The 14920-nt window shown below is 69.7% G+C and carries 10 protein-coding genes; 6 read left to right on the top strand and 4 right to left on the bottom strand.

Translation table 11 applies throughout. The annotated features are described in order from the left end of the window. The first annotated feature begins 139 nt into the window (after positions 1-139). Complete coding sequence (pulA, locus tag EV284_RS14875; RefSeq protein ID WP_130334745.1) at positions 140-5488, top strand: pullulanase-type alpha-1,6-glucosidase; 5349 nt, start codon at positions 140-142, stop codon at positions 5486-5488. 36 nt (positions 5489-5524) lie between these two features. Here the strand turns inward: pulA and EV284_RS32685 are convergent, their stop codons facing one another. Then, positions 5525-5815 carry a hypothetical protein gene (locus EV284_RS32685; RefSeq protein WP_165425529.1) on the bottom strand — a complete coding sequence of 97 codons (291 nt, stop codon included), beginning with the start codon at positions 5813-5815 and terminating at the stop codon, positions 5525-5527. A gap of 321 nt (positions 5816-6136) precedes the next feature. On the opposite strand from EV284_RS32685, the gene EV284_RS14880 reads away from it, so the two are divergent. The 5 genes from EV284_RS14880 to EV284_RS14900 all read left to right on the top strand — a co-directional run bounded on the left by EV284_RS14880 (position 6137) and on the right by EV284_RS14900 (position 12153). Then, positions 6137-8890, top strand: coding sequence for a BTAD domain-containing putative transcriptional regulator (locus EV284_RS14880; RefSeq protein ID WP_165425530.1), 2754 nt, complete (start codon positions 6137-6139; stop codon positions 8888-8890). Then, positions 8887-9996 carry a hypothetical protein gene (locus EV284_RS14885; protein WP_130334114.1) on the top strand — a complete coding sequence of 370 codons (1110 nt, stop codon included), beginning with the start codon at positions 8887-8889 and terminating at the stop codon, positions 9994-9996. The genes EV284_RS14880 and EV284_RS14885 overlap by 4 nt, the downstream gene beginning before the upstream one ends. After that, positions 9993-10946 carry an alpha/beta hydrolase gene (locus EV284_RS14890; protein WP_130334116.1) on the top strand — a complete coding sequence of 318 codons (954 nt, stop codon included), beginning with the start codon at positions 9993-9995 and terminating at the stop codon, positions 10944-10946. The genes EV284_RS14885 and EV284_RS14890 overlap by 4 nt, the downstream gene beginning before the upstream one ends. Next, the gene (locus EV284_RS14895) at positions 10943-11530 is read left to right on the top strand and encodes a histidine phosphatase family protein (protein WP_130334118.1); all 588 of its coding nucleotides are present in this window, start codon (positions 10943-10945) and stop codon (positions 11528-11530) included. The genes EV284_RS14890 and EV284_RS14895 overlap by 4 nt, the downstream gene beginning before the upstream one ends. A 77-nt stretch (positions 11531-11607) precedes the next feature. Beyond that, entirely contained in the window at positions 11608-12153 is a 546-nt protein-coding gene (locus EV284_RS14900) for an acyltransferase (RefSeq protein ID WP_207229033.1), read from the top strand. A 20-nt stretch (positions 12154-12173) separates the two neighbouring features. Here EV284_RS14900 and EV284_RS14905 read toward each other — a convergent pair whose 3' ends face one another. The 3 genes from EV284_RS14905 to EV284_RS14915 are packed head-to-tail and all read right to left on the bottom strand — an operon-like array spanning position 12174 to position 14883. Beyond that, on the bottom strand, positions 12174-12863 hold the full coding sequence (locus tag EV284_RS14905; RefSeq protein WP_130334120.1) for a TetR/AcrR family transcriptional regulator: 690 nt from the start codon (positions 12861-12863) through the stop codon (positions 12174-12176). Positions 12864-12923: 60 nt separating this feature from the next. Further along, positions 12924-13988, bottom strand: a complete 1065-nt coding sequence (locus EV284_RS14910) for a PDR/VanB family oxidoreductase (RefSeq protein ID WP_130334122.1) — start codon at positions 13986-13988, stop codon at positions 12924-12926. After that, positions 13981-14883 carry a metal-dependent hydrolase gene (locus EV284_RS14915; RefSeq protein ID WP_130334124.1) on the bottom strand — a complete coding sequence of 301 codons (903 nt, stop codon included), beginning with the start codon at positions 14881-14883 and terminating at the stop codon, positions 13981-13983. The genes EV284_RS14910 and EV284_RS14915 overlap by 8 nt, the downstream gene beginning before the upstream one ends. Between the last annotated feature and the right edge of the window lie 37 nt (positions 14884-14920).

Raw genomic sequence — 14920 nt, forward strand, 5'->3', positions numbered from 1 at the left:
CGATACGGTCACGCCGCGTCCGGCAGCGAAGCCGTCCCTCTGGCCGGACTCGAACGAGCCGTGAGCGCAAGGAGTTTGTGCCGTGAGACCCTTCTGGCAGGCGCGCCGGACGCGCCGCACCCCCTATCGGCGCAGGGCGATGACCGTGGTCGTGGCGGCCCTCGCCGCTTCCCTGGTGACGCCGCTGTCCGCCCAGGCGGCGAGTCCGCCCGCCCCGCCCTCCGACGCCCGCCTCGCCGCCCAGCCCGCCCGGCACGACGACACGCGTGAGCAGTTCTACTTCGTCATGCCGGATCGTTTCGCCAACGGCGACCGCTCCAACGACCGCGGCGGGCTGACCGGTTCGCGGCTGAGCACCGGCTACGACCCCACCGACAAGGGCTTCTACCAGGGCGGCGACCTCAAGGGCCTCACCCAGCGCCTGGACTACATCAAGGGCCTCGGCACGACCGCCATCTGGCTCGCCCCGATCTTCAAGAACCGCCCCGTGCAGGGCACCGGAGCCGACGCCTCGGCCGGCTACCACGGTTACTGGATCACCGACTTCACCCAGGTCGACCCGCACTTCGGCACCAACGCCGACCTGAAGGGCCTGATCGCCAAGGCACACGCCAAGGGGATGAAGGTCTTCTTCGACGTCATCACCAACCACACCGCCGACCTCGTCGACTACCAGGAGAAGTCCTACGACTACCTCTCCAAGGGCGCCTTCCCGTACCTGACCAAGGACGGCCGCCCCTTCGACGACGCCGACTACGCCGACGGCCGGAAGAAGTTCCCGGCCGTGGACGCCTCGTCCTTCCCGCGCACCCCGGCCGTGCGCAGCCGCGACAAGGTCCCGGCGTGGCTCAACGACCCGGCGATGTACCACAACCGGGGTGACTCCACCTTCGCCGGCGAGTCCGCCGAGTACGGCGACTTCTCCGGCCTGGACGACCTGTGGACCGAGCGTCCCGAGGTGGTCAGCGGCATGGAGAAGATCTACCAGCGCTGGGTGCGGGACTTCGCCGTCGACGGTTTCCGCATCGACACCGTCAAGCACGTGAACATGGACTTCTGGACCCAGTGGGCCACCGCGCTGGACAGGTACGCGGCCGAGCGCGGGCGGAAGAACTTCTTCATGTTCGGCGAGGTCTACTCCGCCGACACCTCGGTGACCTCCCCGTACGTCACCCGGGGCCGCCTGGACGCCACCCTCGACTTCCCCTTCCAGGACGCCGCCCGCGCCTACGCCTCCCAGGGCGGCAGCGCCAGGAAGCTCGCCGGGGTCTTCGGGGACGACTACAAGTACACGACCGACAAGGCCAACGCCTACGAGCAGGTCACCTTCCTGGGCAACCACGACATGGGCCGCATCGGCTCCTTCCTGAAGCAGGACGACCCCAAGGCGTCCGACGCCGAGATCCTGCGCAAGGACCGCCTCGCCAACCAGCTGATGTTCCTCAGCCGGGGCAACCCGGTCGTCTACTACGGCGACGAGCAGGGCTTCACCGGCTCCGGCGGCGACAAGGACGCCCGCCAGACCATGTTCGCCTCCAAGGTCGCCGACTACCTGGACGACGACGAGATCGGCACCGCCCGCACCCACGCGTCCGACGCCTACGACACCAAGGCGCCGCTGTACAAGGACATCGCGGCCCTCGCCGGGCTCCGCAAGGCCAACCCGGCGCTCACCGACGGCGTGCAGACCGAGCGGTACGCGGCCGACGGCGCCGGTGTCTACGCCTTCACGCGCACCGACGCGCGCACCGGCGCCGAGTACGTCGTCGCCCTCAACAACGCCGCCTCCGCGCAGACCGTGTCCTTCCCGACCGGCTCCGCCCGCATGACGTACCAGGGCATCTACGGGGCCGCGCGTACGGTGCAGTCGGACGCGGGGCGCAAGCTCACGCTCACCGTCCCGGCCGGGACCGCCGTGGTCTACCGGGCCACCGGGCGCCTCGCCGCCCCCGCCGCCGGGCCCGCGCTCACCCTGACCGCCCCGGCCGCCGGAGCCATCGGCACGGTGGAGGTCGGCGCCGACGTGGGCGGCGGCGGACTGAACCGGGTCGTCTTCGCCGCGCAGGTCGGCAACGGGCCCTGGAAGACGCTGGGTTCCGCCGACCACGCCCCGTACAAGGTCACTCAGGCCATCGGTGAGGACGTACCCGCCGGGACCGCGCTGCGCTACAAGGCCGTCGTGATCGACTCCGCCGGCCGCACCGCGAGCGCCCTGGCCTCCTCGGCCACCGGCACCGCGCCCGTCCCCGAGCCGCCCGCCGCCGCCTCCCGCGACTACGCCGTGGTGCACTACAAGCGGGCCGACGGCGACTACGCGAACTGGGGCCTGTACGCCTGGGGCGACCTCGCGGACGGCGAGGCCACCGAGTGGCCGGCCAGCCACCCCTTCACCGGCCGCGACGCCTATGGCGCCTTCGCCTACGTCAAGCTCAAGCCGGGCGCCTCCAGCGTCGGCTTCCTGGTCATCGACAAGAACGGCGACAAGGACGTCTCCGCCGACCGGAGCATCGACGTCACGAAGACGGGTGAGGTCTGGCTGGAGCAGGGCAAGCCCGAGGTGCTGACCGAGCGCCCCGACTACCCCGCCCAGGACCAGGGCAAGGCCGTACTCCACTACCACCGCGCCGACGGCGACTACGACGGCTGGGGCCTGCACACCTGGACCGGTGCCGCGAACCCCACCGACTGGTCGAAGCCCCTGACGCCGGTGAAGACTGACGCCTATGGCGCGGTCTACGAGGTACCGCTCACCGAGGGTGCCACCAGTCTCAGCTACATCCTCCACAAGGGCGACGAGAAGGACCTGCCCACCGACCAGTCACTCGACCTCAAGGCCGACGGCCACGAGGTGTGGCTGTTGAGCGGCCAGGAGAAGTACCTGCTCCCGCAGCCGAAGGGCAGCGCGGCCGCGCTCGACCTGACCACCGCCAAGGCGGTCTGGATCGACCGGGACACCCTGGCGTGGAACGGTGCCGAGGGGGCTGCCTCCACCCAGCTCCTCTCCTCCCGCGACGGCTCGATCGCCGTCAAGGACGCCACGCTGACCAGCGACGACGAGCGCTGGATCCGGCTGGAGAAGGGCACGCTCACCGACGCCCAGAAGGCCAGGTTCCCGCACCTGAAGGACTACACCGCCTGGACCGTCGACCCCCGCGACCGCGACCGGGTGCGCGAGGCGCTCACCGGCCAGCTCGTCGCCTCCCAGCGCGCGGCCAACGGAGCCGTGCTGGCCGCGACCGGGGTCCAGATCGCCGGGGCGCTGGACGACCTGTACCCGGGCGCGACCAGGGCCACGCTCGGGCCGGTCTTCCACGACGGGAAGCCCACTCTCTCCGTCTGGGCGCCCACGGCTCAGAGCGTCTCGCTGGAGCTGGACGGCTCCCTGAAGTCCATGCGCCGCGACGACATCACCGGCGTCTGGTCCGTCACCGGGCCCGCGTCCTGGAAGGGCAGGCCCTACCGGTACGTGGTCAAGGTGTGGGCGCCGAGCGTCCGCAAGATCGTGACGAACAAGGTCACCGACCCCTACTCGGTCGCGCTGACCGCGAACTCGGAGCGCAGCCTCGTCGTCGACCTCGCCGACCGCTCCCTGGCCCCCAGGGGCTGGGCCGGGCTGACCAAGCCCAAGGCGGTGCCGCTGAGGGACGCGCAGATCCAGGAGCTGCACATCCGGGACTTCTCGGTGGCCGACAAGACCGTCCCGGCGGGGGACCAGGGCACCTACCTGGCCTTCACCGACAAGGACAGCGACGGCTCGAAGCACCTGCGGGAGCTGGCCAGGGCCGGCACCTCCTACGTGCACCTGCTGCCCGCGTTCGACATCGCCACCATCCCCGAGAAGAAGGCCGACCAGGCCACCCCGGACTGCGACCTGGCCTCCTTCCCGGCCGACTCCGCCAAGCAGCAGGAGTGCGTGGCGAAGACCGCCGCGAAGGACGCCTACAACTGGGGGTACGACCCGTTCCACTACACGGTCCCCGAGGGCTCGTACGCCACCGACCCCGACGGCACCGCGCGTACCGTGCAGTTCCGGAAGATGGTGCAGGCGCTCAACCAGGACGGGCTGCGGGTCGTCATGGACGTGGTCTACAACCACACGGCGGCCGGCGGCCAGGCGGACACCTCGGTGCTCGACCGGATCGTGCCCGGCTACTACCAGCGGCTCCTCGCGGACGGCAGCGTGGCCAACTCCACCTGCTGCGCCAACACCGCGACCGAGAACGCCATGATGGGCAAGCTCGTCGTGGACTCGATCGTCACCTGGGCCAAGGAGTACAAGGTCGACGGCTTCCGCTTCGACCTCATGGGCCACCACCCCAAGGCCAACATCCTGGCCGTCCGCAAGGCCCTGGACGCGCTGACCGTCGCCAAGGACGGCGTCGACGGCAAGAAGATCATCCTGTACGGCGAGGGCTGGAACTTCGGCGAGGTCGCCGACGACGCCCGGTTCGTCCAGGCCACGCAGAAGAACATGGCCGGCACCGGCATCGCCACCTTCTCCGACCGGGCTCGTGACGCCGTGCGCGGCGGTGGCCCCTTCGACACGGACCCCGGCGTCCAGGGCTTCGCCTCCGGCCTGTTCACCGACCCCAACTCCTCGGCCGCCAACGGCACCGAGGCCGAGCAGAAGGCCCGGCTGCTGCACTACCAGGACCTGATCAAGGTCGGCCTGACCGGCAACCTCGCCGGATACCGGTTCACCGACAACGACGGCAAGGAGGTCACCGGCGCCGGGGTCGACTACAACGGCTCGCCCGCCGGATACGCGGCGGCCCCCGGCGACGCCCTCGCCTACGCCGACGCCCACGACAACGAGTCGCTGTTCGACGCCCTCGCCTTCAAGCTGCCGGCCGGGACGAGCGCGTCCGACCGGGCCCGGATGCAGGTGCTGGCGATGGCCACGGCCACGCTCTCCCAGGGGCCGGCCCTGTCCCAGGCGGGCACCGACCTGCTGCGCTCCAAGTCGCTGGACCGCAACTCCTTCGACAGCGGCGACTGGTTCAACGCCATCCACTGGAACTGCGCCGACGGCAACGGCTTCGGACGCGGGCTGCCCCCGGCGGCCGACAACGAGTCCAAGTGGCCGTACGGCAAGCCCCTGCTGAGCACGGTCAAGGTCGGCTGCCCGCAGATCACCGGCGCCTCGGCCGCCTACCGCGACCTGCTGCGCATCCGCACCGGCGAGGACGCCTTCTCCCTCGCCACCACCGCCCAGGTGCAGGACCGGCTCTCCTTCCCGCTCTCCGGCAAGGACGAGACACCCGGCGTGATCACCATGCGCCTGGGCGACCTGGTCGTGGTCTTCAACGCCACGCCCGAACGCCAGGAGCAGCGGGTGGCCGCCCTCGCGGGCACGGCCTACCGCCTGCACCCCGTCCAGGCGGCCGGCTCGGACGACGTGGTCAAGTCGGCCTCCTACGCGCCGGGTTCGGGCACCTTCACGGTCCCGGCACGGACGGTGGCGGTGTTCACCACCACCGGTCGCTGACCACGGCTCGCTGGGGCGGGCGCCGGCCCGCCCGCCTCAGTGAGCACCCCTTTCGTCCCGTCGCCGCAGGGCCTGGACCGCCACGTCGTGGGCCATACCTCCCAGAGCAAGCGTGACCAGCGGCCAGACCACCTGGGAATCGGCCGGGATGCCGCCGTGGACAAGCACGCCGCTGAGGGAACCGGCGCCGACCAGACCCGTCCCCATCGGCGGGCGAAACCGGGGAACGCGCAGCCTGATACGGATTTCCCGGCCGTTCTTCCGACCGCTCTCGACGGCTCGGCGAGACCGGTCCTCGCCATTGAGGCCGGTGCGCTTGGGGCACATGCTTCCTCCCTTGGAGTTCGAACGTCAGGCCAGAATGGCGCCGGCTGCTTACGCGCGGCTCCGCAGGAGCTGCGGTGACGCTATCGCCGCGCTGAGTCCGGGCCCCGCGCCGTTGTCGGCCCGCGCGGCAGGGGCCGGCGTGGCCGAGTCCGCTCGTTACCGACTGTGTCGCCCCGCTGATTTTCGGTAGCATCGGTGCCCGCCCGCGCGAGGCCGCGACAGCCGAGCGTCAGCGAAACGACAGGGCCGCGCTCTACAACTGACAGCGACATGGGTCTCTGTGCGTGCGTGAACGCGTGGGCCATGAGGAGGCGAGCGCGGGTGGAGATCCGGATTCTCGGGTCCGTCGAAGTGGGCGACGAGGGTGACAGCATCATCCTGCGGGGCAAGACGGCGTCCCTGCTGGGGATGCTGGCCCTGAACTCTCCGCGGCCGGTGGACAAGCAGCGCCTGCACGATGTCATCTGGGACGGTCAGGGCCGCCTCAATGTCGTCGAGGGAAAAGTGCGGGTCGTCCGCTCCAAACTCGGGCTGGGCGCCAACGAGGTGATCGTCACGCACGGCTCCGCCTACCAGCTCCAGGCTGACACGGACGTCAAGCGTTTCCAGGACCTGACCAGGCTGGCGGACGGCCGCAGGGCCGCGGGCGAGCTGGATTCCGCCGCGTCGACGTACGCGCAGGCCCTGGAGCTGTGGCGCGGGGAGCCGCTGCCCGAGCTGACGGACGACCAGGTGCGCGGCGAGATCGAGGCACTGGAACATCAGCGACGTGCAACTCAGTTGAGCCGCCTGCGCATCCTCATGGAACTTGGTTCGCACAGCGAGGCCCTCGGGATCGCCGACCAGCTCCGGGCGCAGGATCCCTACTGGGAGGAAGTCCTGCGTATCAAGGTGCAGGCGCTCTACCAGGCTCAGGGGGGTCATGCCGCGTCCCTGCTGATGCGGCAGTTCAGTGAGGAGATGACCGAGCAGGGGCTGGATCCCTCCCCTGAATGGCGTGCACTCGCCGGCCGGGTGCTCAACCACGAGTTGGCCGTCGTGCCGACCATCACGCCCGTTCCGCGGCAGAAGCAGCATGTGCCGGCTTCGGAGACCAGGCCGGAGACGGGCGCGCCGCTCGACAACCTCCCACCGGCGACCTACGCGAGATTCGTCATGCGTTCCCAGGTCTGGGAGCGGCTGGAGGAGGCCGTCGGCCAAGGCCTTCCGGTCATCAGCCTGATCGGTATCGGAGGCACGGGAAAGTCCACGGTGGCGCGGGAGTTCGCCCTGCGCCACCTCGAGGACGGCGCCCGTTTCAAGGGAACCGTCTGGGTCTCCGACCGGGAGCGGCCCGGCACGACCACGCTCGGCGGTGTGCTCGACACGATCGCACTGACAGCCGACTACTCCGGACTGCTCGGGCTTGAGCTGGCGGAGAAGAAGCACGAGGTGCGGCGTCTCCTCAGGCGCAGCCCCGTACTGCTCGTCGTGGACAACCACGAGACCATCGAGGACCCGGAGCTCGATGAGTGGCTGGTGAACGTGCCGGAGCCGAGCAAGGTACTCATCACCAGCATCACTCACGCGCGCTCCCTCGGCCCGCACACCTTCCAGGTCGAGATGTCGGGGATGACGACTGAGGAAGCCGACGACTTCTACACCCAGTGCCTCAACCGCATGGGAATGCGGGACCTGCTGACCCAGCGGAAGGAACTCGACGCGCTGCGACGAGTCTCGGAGGGAAACCCGCGGCTCATCGAGTGGGGTCTTGGACAGGTGAAGCGCCGCGGCCGTTCGCTGGAGGAGGTGACCGAGGAGATCAGCAGCGCGCCGACCGGCGACCGCAGCGGTGACATCGTCCTGCGGGAACTGTTCCGGGAGAGCTGGACCGCTCTCGGTGAGCCCGCACGGCATGTGCTGGGCGCCTTGGCGTGTTTTCCCTACGGCGTGGAGCGCGAGGCGCTGCGACAGGTTTCGGGCTGCGGCGACCGATTGGGAGACGCGCTGGCCGAACTCACCGACTTCTGCTTCGTGTCCCGGCAGGTACAGGACGACAGCGCGCAGCCGCAGTACATCGCCTACCCGCTCGCCGCCAACAGGATGGCGAACGTGCGGACGACCTACATGGCGGACATCCGTAAACGGTGGTTGAAATACTTCGTGGCGCTCACCCAGGCGGTCGGATTCTGTCCGGATGATGTCAGCCGCCTGGAACGCCTGGACGCGCCAGGTCTGCGTCAGAACTTGGAGTTCGCACTCATGTGGGCGACCGATCACCAGTACTGGCGGGAGGTGATAGACATCGCGAAGGGTGCGCGCTACTACTATTACGTGCGGGGCCTGTGGGCCGGCCAGCTCGACATCCATCTGCTCCGGGCTGATGCCGCTCGGAGTATCGGGGACACCGCCGAGGAATTCGACGCCCTCGTCTACCACTTGAATATCGCCGCCAAGCAGGAGAACCAGGCTCAGGCGCAGTTCGTACTGACCCGCATCGAGGAGATCCTGGCCCGACGCCCCGACAGCGTGGACCCCCGACGCCTCGGGGAGTACCGGCATGCCCTCGCGCTCCATCTGCTCTCGCAGCACCGATTCGTCGAGGCGGAACGGCAGTGGCGGGCCAACCTGGCAGACCCGGACACGCTCGGGCCCGCCAACTACAGCGCCAACCTGAGATGGCTCGCCATCTGCCTGGCCCGCTCCGGCACCCGTAACGACGAAGCGTGCGCTCTGTTCGAGGAGGCCCGAGCCCACGCCCGCGTACACGCCTACCGACGCGCCGAACTGCTCATCGATCTTCAGCTCGCCGAGCTGCGCCTGTCCATGGACGACAGTCAGGAGGCGACACTCGCGATCCTCCGCGACCTCGGCGAACGGACTCTGCAGATTGCCCACATCGCCGATCAGCGCTACCAGGCCGACCACACCTGGCTGCTTGGCCAGGCCCACCACAGGCTGGAGAACCATGCCGTGGCCGGCCAGTTGCTGGCTCAGGCGGGGGAGCTGTACAGGAAGCTGGGTCTCGTCGAGCGTGCCGCCGTCGCGCGAGCCCTGGAAGTCACGTGTGCGAATCCGCTCAGGAGGCAAGCATGAGAATGCTGCGTGATCCGGATGCCACCCAGCGAGAGATCCTCGGGCACTTACATGTCACGGAGCATCTGCTCGCCCAGACCGCCAGCCTCGTATCGGGCCGGCCCTGCGACGCGGAAGTCGTCCCGATGCCCGATCTCGGGCTCCCGCACAATGTGCGCAGGATCCACGGAGGTTTCTTCACCGGGGCCTACTACCGGTGGGACAGCGCTGTACCCATGATTCCGGTGGACTCCACTGTCAACTTGTGCGGTGTCGCGCTGTACCGGGTCGAGGCCGATTTCGCGGACGAGCAAGAATTCCGCGACCGGGTGACGGCCGCGAGAGCAGTGCTCAGCGAGAAGTCCAGTTACGTCTGGAACTTCACCAGTGGGAATCACTTCGTGATCCTCGCGGAGAATAGAACGCCGGGAGTTTTACCAGCGGGTCGGTATCTCTTGCTGCACGCCTCGGCGGCTGAGTTCAAGAATCAGTACAACGGTCTGTACCCTGCGCCGGGAAACTGGTATCACGAGGAGATCAGAGTGCTGGCCGGGCAGAACGGCAGATACCTGCGCTACCTCAGCGGGAAGCCGGCCGAGAGATTCGCGCGCATGGTCGCCATGCTCGAGGACTACCAGCACGAACGGCAACGGATGTGCGCCGCCCTCATCCTGGGCTCCGAGGCCCGCGTTACCGAGGAGATCTGCTCAGTCCTCCATTACGGCATGCCCGACGCGTCGTCCGTCGCCATCGGCTGCCAGTGGCTGGCCGGCGACCGGCCGCACTCCCTGCTGCTGACCCGGCCCGGTGCTCCGCTGTTCCTCGTGCGCTCCGAGAGCGGCGGCTCGAACGGAATTCGCACCTCGCACGGCCTCCGCACCCTGACGCCCCATGGACTGGGTGTCCGCGCGACCCAGCCTCTCGACCTTGCCTTCGGCCGCGACCACCTGCGAATAGCGGGACGACGCGTCGGACTCGACCAGTCTCTGGCCGGTCGCGACTTCGTAGCCATTCGCGACTTCGCCCAGGAAACCGACCTGCCCCGGATCCTCGAGGAGTGTCCCGGCACGGTCGAAGCAGAACTTCAGCAGGTCTACGCCTACCATCGAACCGAAAGGGCATCATGACCACGCTCGATCCCCAGGCCCAGGCCCTGGTCGACGCGGCCGCGTCAAGTGGTCTGTCACCCGTCTACACCCTCCCGCACCAAGAGGCTCGCCAACGCATGCGAGCGGCCTTCCTGCAGGGTGAGCCCGAACAGATCGATCTGGTCCGGGACTTCAGCATCCCCGCAGAGCACGGCGACATCCCCGTGCGCCTTTATCACCCGGATCCCACGCAGACGCTTCCGCTCGTCCTCTTCTTCCACGGTGGCGGCTGGACGGTCAACGATCTCGACACACACGACAGGCTCTGCATCCTGCTCGCCAAGGGATCGCGCGCCGCCGTGGTGTCGGTCGACTACCGCCGTGCTCCGGAGCACAAGTACCCCGCGGCATTCGAAGACGCCTGGAGCGCACTCCAGTGGGTGTCCGAGGGACACCCGGAACTGAAGGCGGACCCCGCGAAGATCGCTGTGGCCGGAGACAGCTCCGGGGGCACTCTCGCGGCCGCGCTGACACTGAAGGCGCGTGATCAGGGAGGGCCCGCGATCACCCAGCAGATGCTCTTCTACCCGGTGACCGACTATCTCGACCCGCCCACGGCGTCCTACGTCTCACGGGCGAGCGGCTACTCGCTGAATCTCCCCTTCATGGAATGGTCCTGGGGCAACTACCTGCCGGAGCAGTGGTCGCGCGACGACGCCTACTTGTTCCCCCTGCGGGCCCGCAGCCTGCGGGACCTGCCTCCAGCGCTGGTGCTGACGGCGGAATTCGATCCTCTTCGGGACGAGGGGACCGCCTACGCCGAGCGGCTCCGGAGCGAGGGCGTGCCGACCGAGCACTGGCACTACGACGATCAGATGCACGGCTTCGCCATGCAGACCCGCACCATCACGCGGGCCAGAAAGGCGGTCGAGGACGTGGCAGCCCACCTTGCCGCAGGCTTCCGGAGCAACGGGGAGGACGAGCGATGACCAGCCACGTTCTGACGGTCGTGCGGCACGCGCCCACCGAGTCCAACGGTGCCAAGGTCTTCATGGGCTGTGCCGACGTCCCGGCCACCGCGGAGGGGCTGCGATCCGCCGCCTCCCGGGCGCCCGTCTTCCGTGACCTCGACTGCGCGCCGGTGTTCGCTTCCCCGCTCTCGCGCGCCTGGGAGACCGCGGCCGCCCTCTTTCCGGATGACGTCGTCCGTCCGGACCCGAGACTCGTCGAGCGGGACCTCGGAGAATGGGCCGGGCAGCCGCAAAGCCACGTGCGCGCCAAGTTTCCCCAGGCGTTCCTGAGCAACGGAGCGATGGATCCCCGGTTCACACCGCCCGGCGGCGAGACCCTGGACGCCTTCGAGGCGCGTATTCGCTCCTTCCTCCAGGACGCGGCGGAGCTGGGAGGGGCGTCCAGCCCAGCAGCGGTGAGCCACAACGGGTGGATCCGCACCGCCCATTACGTGCTCGGCATGATCGCCGTGGAGCAGATCTTCGCCGAGGGCATCCCCTTTCTCGAGCCCATCGACCTCGATCTGCGGCCTCTTACGGCCGGCCGGGTCGCCTCACGGTGAGAAAGGAACTCGGTGCCTTCGAACGGGGAAGGCATCGGCCGCAGCCCCTGTTCCAGACCCACCAGTTCCGACGGCGCTTGCAGTTCCGGGCCTTGCGCCGGCTGGTGCCGCTGATCGAGACCGGATCGCACAGCTGGCACCTGCTGCAGGACCGGCTGGCGCGCACCTCGTCCGTCGGCGTCGATCTCGACATGCGGTCCTGGTTCTACCGCCGCACTCTGCCCGACTGCGGCGACCTGCTGTGCGTCTTCCCCGATGTCGCCATGCACTATCCGGCGAACATCACGGTCGGCACCGAGGTGTTCATCAACCGAGGGGTCAACATCTCCGCACCGGCTCCCGTCACGTTGGGCGATCATTCGCTCATCGGCCCCTACACCGTGATCAACAGCGGTAATCACCGTTTCTCGGACGCCGGACGGCGCATTCGCGACCAGGGGCACGACATCGCGCCCATCTCCGTCGGGAAGGACGTGTGGCTCGGTGCTCATGTCAGTGTCCTCGCCGGAGTGAACGTCGGGGAGGGCGCGGTCGTCGGTGCGGGCGCGGTGGTCTCCCGTGACATACCTCCCTACGCCATCGCGGTCGGCGTGCCGGCGCGCGTGGTCGGGGAGCGGTCCTGACCCCGCGCGACAGCGGAGGGTCAGGACGCCAGGAAGATCAGCCGGGCGGCGAGTTCCGCGAAGGGACCGTCGCCCGGCTCGTTCTGTACGAACGTGCGGACTACGGCGGTCATCTCGGGGTCGTAGGCGGCGCTGACCGCGGCCAGGGCGGCGAAGTCGTGCACGAGCTGGCGCTCCAGTTCCTCGCGCGGCACCCGGCGGCCCTCCAGCCAGATCAGCGCCGTCGACTCCACCAGCGAGATCCATGAGCGCACCACCAGCTCCAGCCGGGCGGGCGCCTCGGTGATCCCCAGATGCGACAGGATCTGCTCGTAGGCCGCCTGGCGCACGGAGTCGACGAGGGCGTTGGTGGCCGAGGAGCCGACCGCCGGGCCGCCCCTCATCAGGGCGGAGAAGCCCGGCCCGTGCTCGTCCACGAAGTCGAAGAAGCGGCCCATCACGCGGAGCAGCCGGGCACCGAGCGGGCCCTCGTGCGGCTCCTCGAAGCGGCCCGCCAGATCCTCCGCCGCCCGCGTCAGCGCGGCCTCGTACAGGCTCATCTTGCCGGGGAAGTAGTGGTAGACGAGGGGGCGGGAGATGCCCGCGGCCGACGCTATCTCGTCGATCGAGACCTCGTCGGGCGAGCGCCGGCTGAACAGGTCGAGCGCGACCTTGATCAACTGCTGCCGCCGCTCCTCGACGCCCATCCTGCGGCGAACCCCGGTACCCATGGGTTCAACCTTACCGACCGGCAACGACACTTGGATGTTCCGGTTCCGCCCGGCCCGTGCTCACATGTCCAGCACCAGCCGCTCACCCCGGGCGCGGGAGACGCAGATCAGCATCGAGTCGTCGCGCTCCCCGTCCGTCAGCAGCTCGTCCCGGTGGTCCACCTCGCCCTCCAGCACCCGCTGTTGGCAGGTCCCGCAGAAGCCCTGCTCGCAGGAGTAGAGGGTGTCCGGCAGCTCCCGGCGCACCGCCGCCAGCACGGTCGAGTCGGCCGGGACGGTCAACGTCCGCCCGCTGCGCCGCAGTTCCACCTCGAAGGCGGTGTCCGCGCCGCCCGCCGTACCGGGGGCGAACCGCTCCAGGTGCAGCGCGGTCCCCTCGGGCAGCGCCGCCTCCACCGCCGCCATCAGGCCCTCCGGGCCACAGCAGTACACGACCGCGCCCTCGGGCAGTCCGGTCAGCAGCCCGGTGAGGTCGGGGCGGCCGTCCTCGTCCTCCGCCACCACCGTGCACCCGTCCCCGGCCAGCGCCGCCGCCTCCTTCAGGAACGGCATCGAGGCCCGCGTACGCCCGCAGTACAGCAGCCGCACGTCCACGTCCTTCGGCAGCGCCCGCAGCATCGGCAGGACCGGGGTGATCCCGATGCCGCCGGCCACGAAGGCGTACGCGGGCGCCGCCACCAGCGGGAACCGGTTGCGCGGGCCGCGCACCTCCAGCTCCATCCCCTCGGTGAGCTGTTCGTGCACCTCCCGCGAGCCGCCCCGGCCGTCCTCGACCAGCCGCGCGGCAACCTCGTACGCCGTGGAGTCGGCCGGGTCCCCGCACAGCGAGTACTGGCGCACCAGCCCCGAGGGCAGCACCAGGTCCAGATGCGCGCCCGGCTCCCAGGCGGGCAGGTCGCGGCCCTCCAGACGGAGCCGCACCACGCCGTCCGCGACGCGCTCGTGCCCGGTCAGCAGCAGCCGCAGCGCCCGCGTGCGGGGGCGTCCGGAGACCGGCGGGTCCAGCGTCGGCATGGGCCACAGCGGGGAGTCCTCGACCCGGCGGCGCAGCGCCCGCCGGGCCAGCAGCCCGGCGCCCACCAGGAGCGCGGCGGCGGCGACGGACCGGGTGGTCTGCTCAGGCATCGCGCTCCGCCTTCTCGGCGGCCAGCGCCGCCGGTGACGAGGCCAGGTAGGCCACCGCCTGCGCGGTCGAACCCTCCTGGGACGGGTGGTAGGTCCGGCTGAGATAGCGCGGGATCGACTTCAGCAGCGCGCCCGTCGCGGGCAGCGTGCCCCGGCGGCCGCTCCGGTAGAACGCGCGGAACGACGCCTTGCCGTCCGCCGGCGTCGGGTCGTGCTCCATGAAGAAGCGGACCCCGCGCTGCCACAGGAACATCAGCGCCCCGAAGGCCAGCGCCCAGGTGCGCACCCGGCGCCGGTAGCCGCCGTCCACGTGCACGAAGAGGTCGAAGGCGACCGAGCGGTGCTCGACCTCCTCCGCCCCGTGCCAGCGCAGCAGGTCGAGCATGGTCGGATCGGCGCCCCGCCGGTCCAGCTCGGCCGCGTTCAGCACCCAGTCGCCGAGGAACGCGGTGTAGTGCTCGATCGCCGCGATCAGCGCGATCCGCTCCAGCAGCCACCAGCGGCGCGCCCGGCCCGGCGGCAGGGTGCGGTCCCCGAGCAACTTCTCGAAGAACCAGTCGACCTGCGCGGTGTACGGCGTCGGGTCGAGCCCCTGCTCGCGCAGATGCGGCAGCACCTCGTCATGGGCCTGGGAGTGCATCGCCTCCTGGCCGATGAACCCGATCACGTCCTCCCGCAGCCGGTCGTCCCGGATCAGCGGCAGCGCCTGCCGGTAGACATGGACGAACCACCGCTCACCGGCGGGCAGCAGCAGATGCAGCACATTGATGGTGTGCGTGGTGAAGGGGTCGCCCGGCACCCAGTGCAGCGGGGTGTCCTCCCAGGCGAAGGACACCTTGCGCGCCTTCAGCGGGATGCGCTCGGCCTGCACCGGCCGGGGCTGCTTGTTAGACATGGCGTCAATGTACTGACGGGTACTGCTCCTGAGAACC

The organism is Streptomyces sp. BK022 (assembly GCF_004217355.1).
Classification (GTDB): Bacteria; Actinomycetota; Actinomycetes; order Streptomycetales; family Streptomycetaceae; genus Streptomyces; species Streptomyces griseoluteus.

What these genes read in the sequence shown, in the direction of transcription:
- EV284_RS14885 (WP_130334114.1), top strand. Translation starts at nt 8,887, where the DNA reads ATGAGAATGCTGCGTGATCCGGATGCCACCCAGCGAGAGATCCTCGGG.
- EV284_RS14895 (WP_130334118.1), top strand. Translation starts at nt 10,943, where the DNA reads ATGACCAGCCACGTTCTGACGGTCGTGCGGCACGCGCCCACCGAGTCC.
- pulA (WP_130334745.1), top strand. Translation starts at nt 140, where the DNA reads ATGACCGTGGTCGTGGCGGCCCTCGCCGCTTCCCTGGTGACGCCGCTG.
- EV284_RS14905 (WP_130334120.1), bottom strand. Translation starts at nt 12,863, where the DNA reads ATGGGTACCGGGGTTCGCCGCAGGATGGGCGTCGAGGAGCGGCGGCAG.
- EV284_RS14890 (WP_130334116.1), top strand. Translation starts at nt 9,993, where the DNA reads ATGACCACGCTCGATCCCCAGGCCCAGGCCCTGGTCGACGCGGCCGCG.
- EV284_RS14910 (WP_130334122.1), bottom strand. Translation starts at nt 13,988, where the DNA reads ATGCCTGAGCAGACCACCCGGTCCGTCGCCGCCGCCGCGCTCCTGGTG.
- EV284_RS32685 (WP_165425529.1), bottom strand. Translation starts at nt 5,815, where the DNA reads ATGTGCCCCAAGCGCACCGGCCTCAATGGCGAGGACCGGTCTCGCCGA.
- EV284_RS14915 (WP_130334124.1), bottom strand. Translation starts at nt 14,883, where the DNA reads ATGTCTAACAAGCAGCCCCGGCCGGTGCAGGCCGAGCGCATCCCGCTG.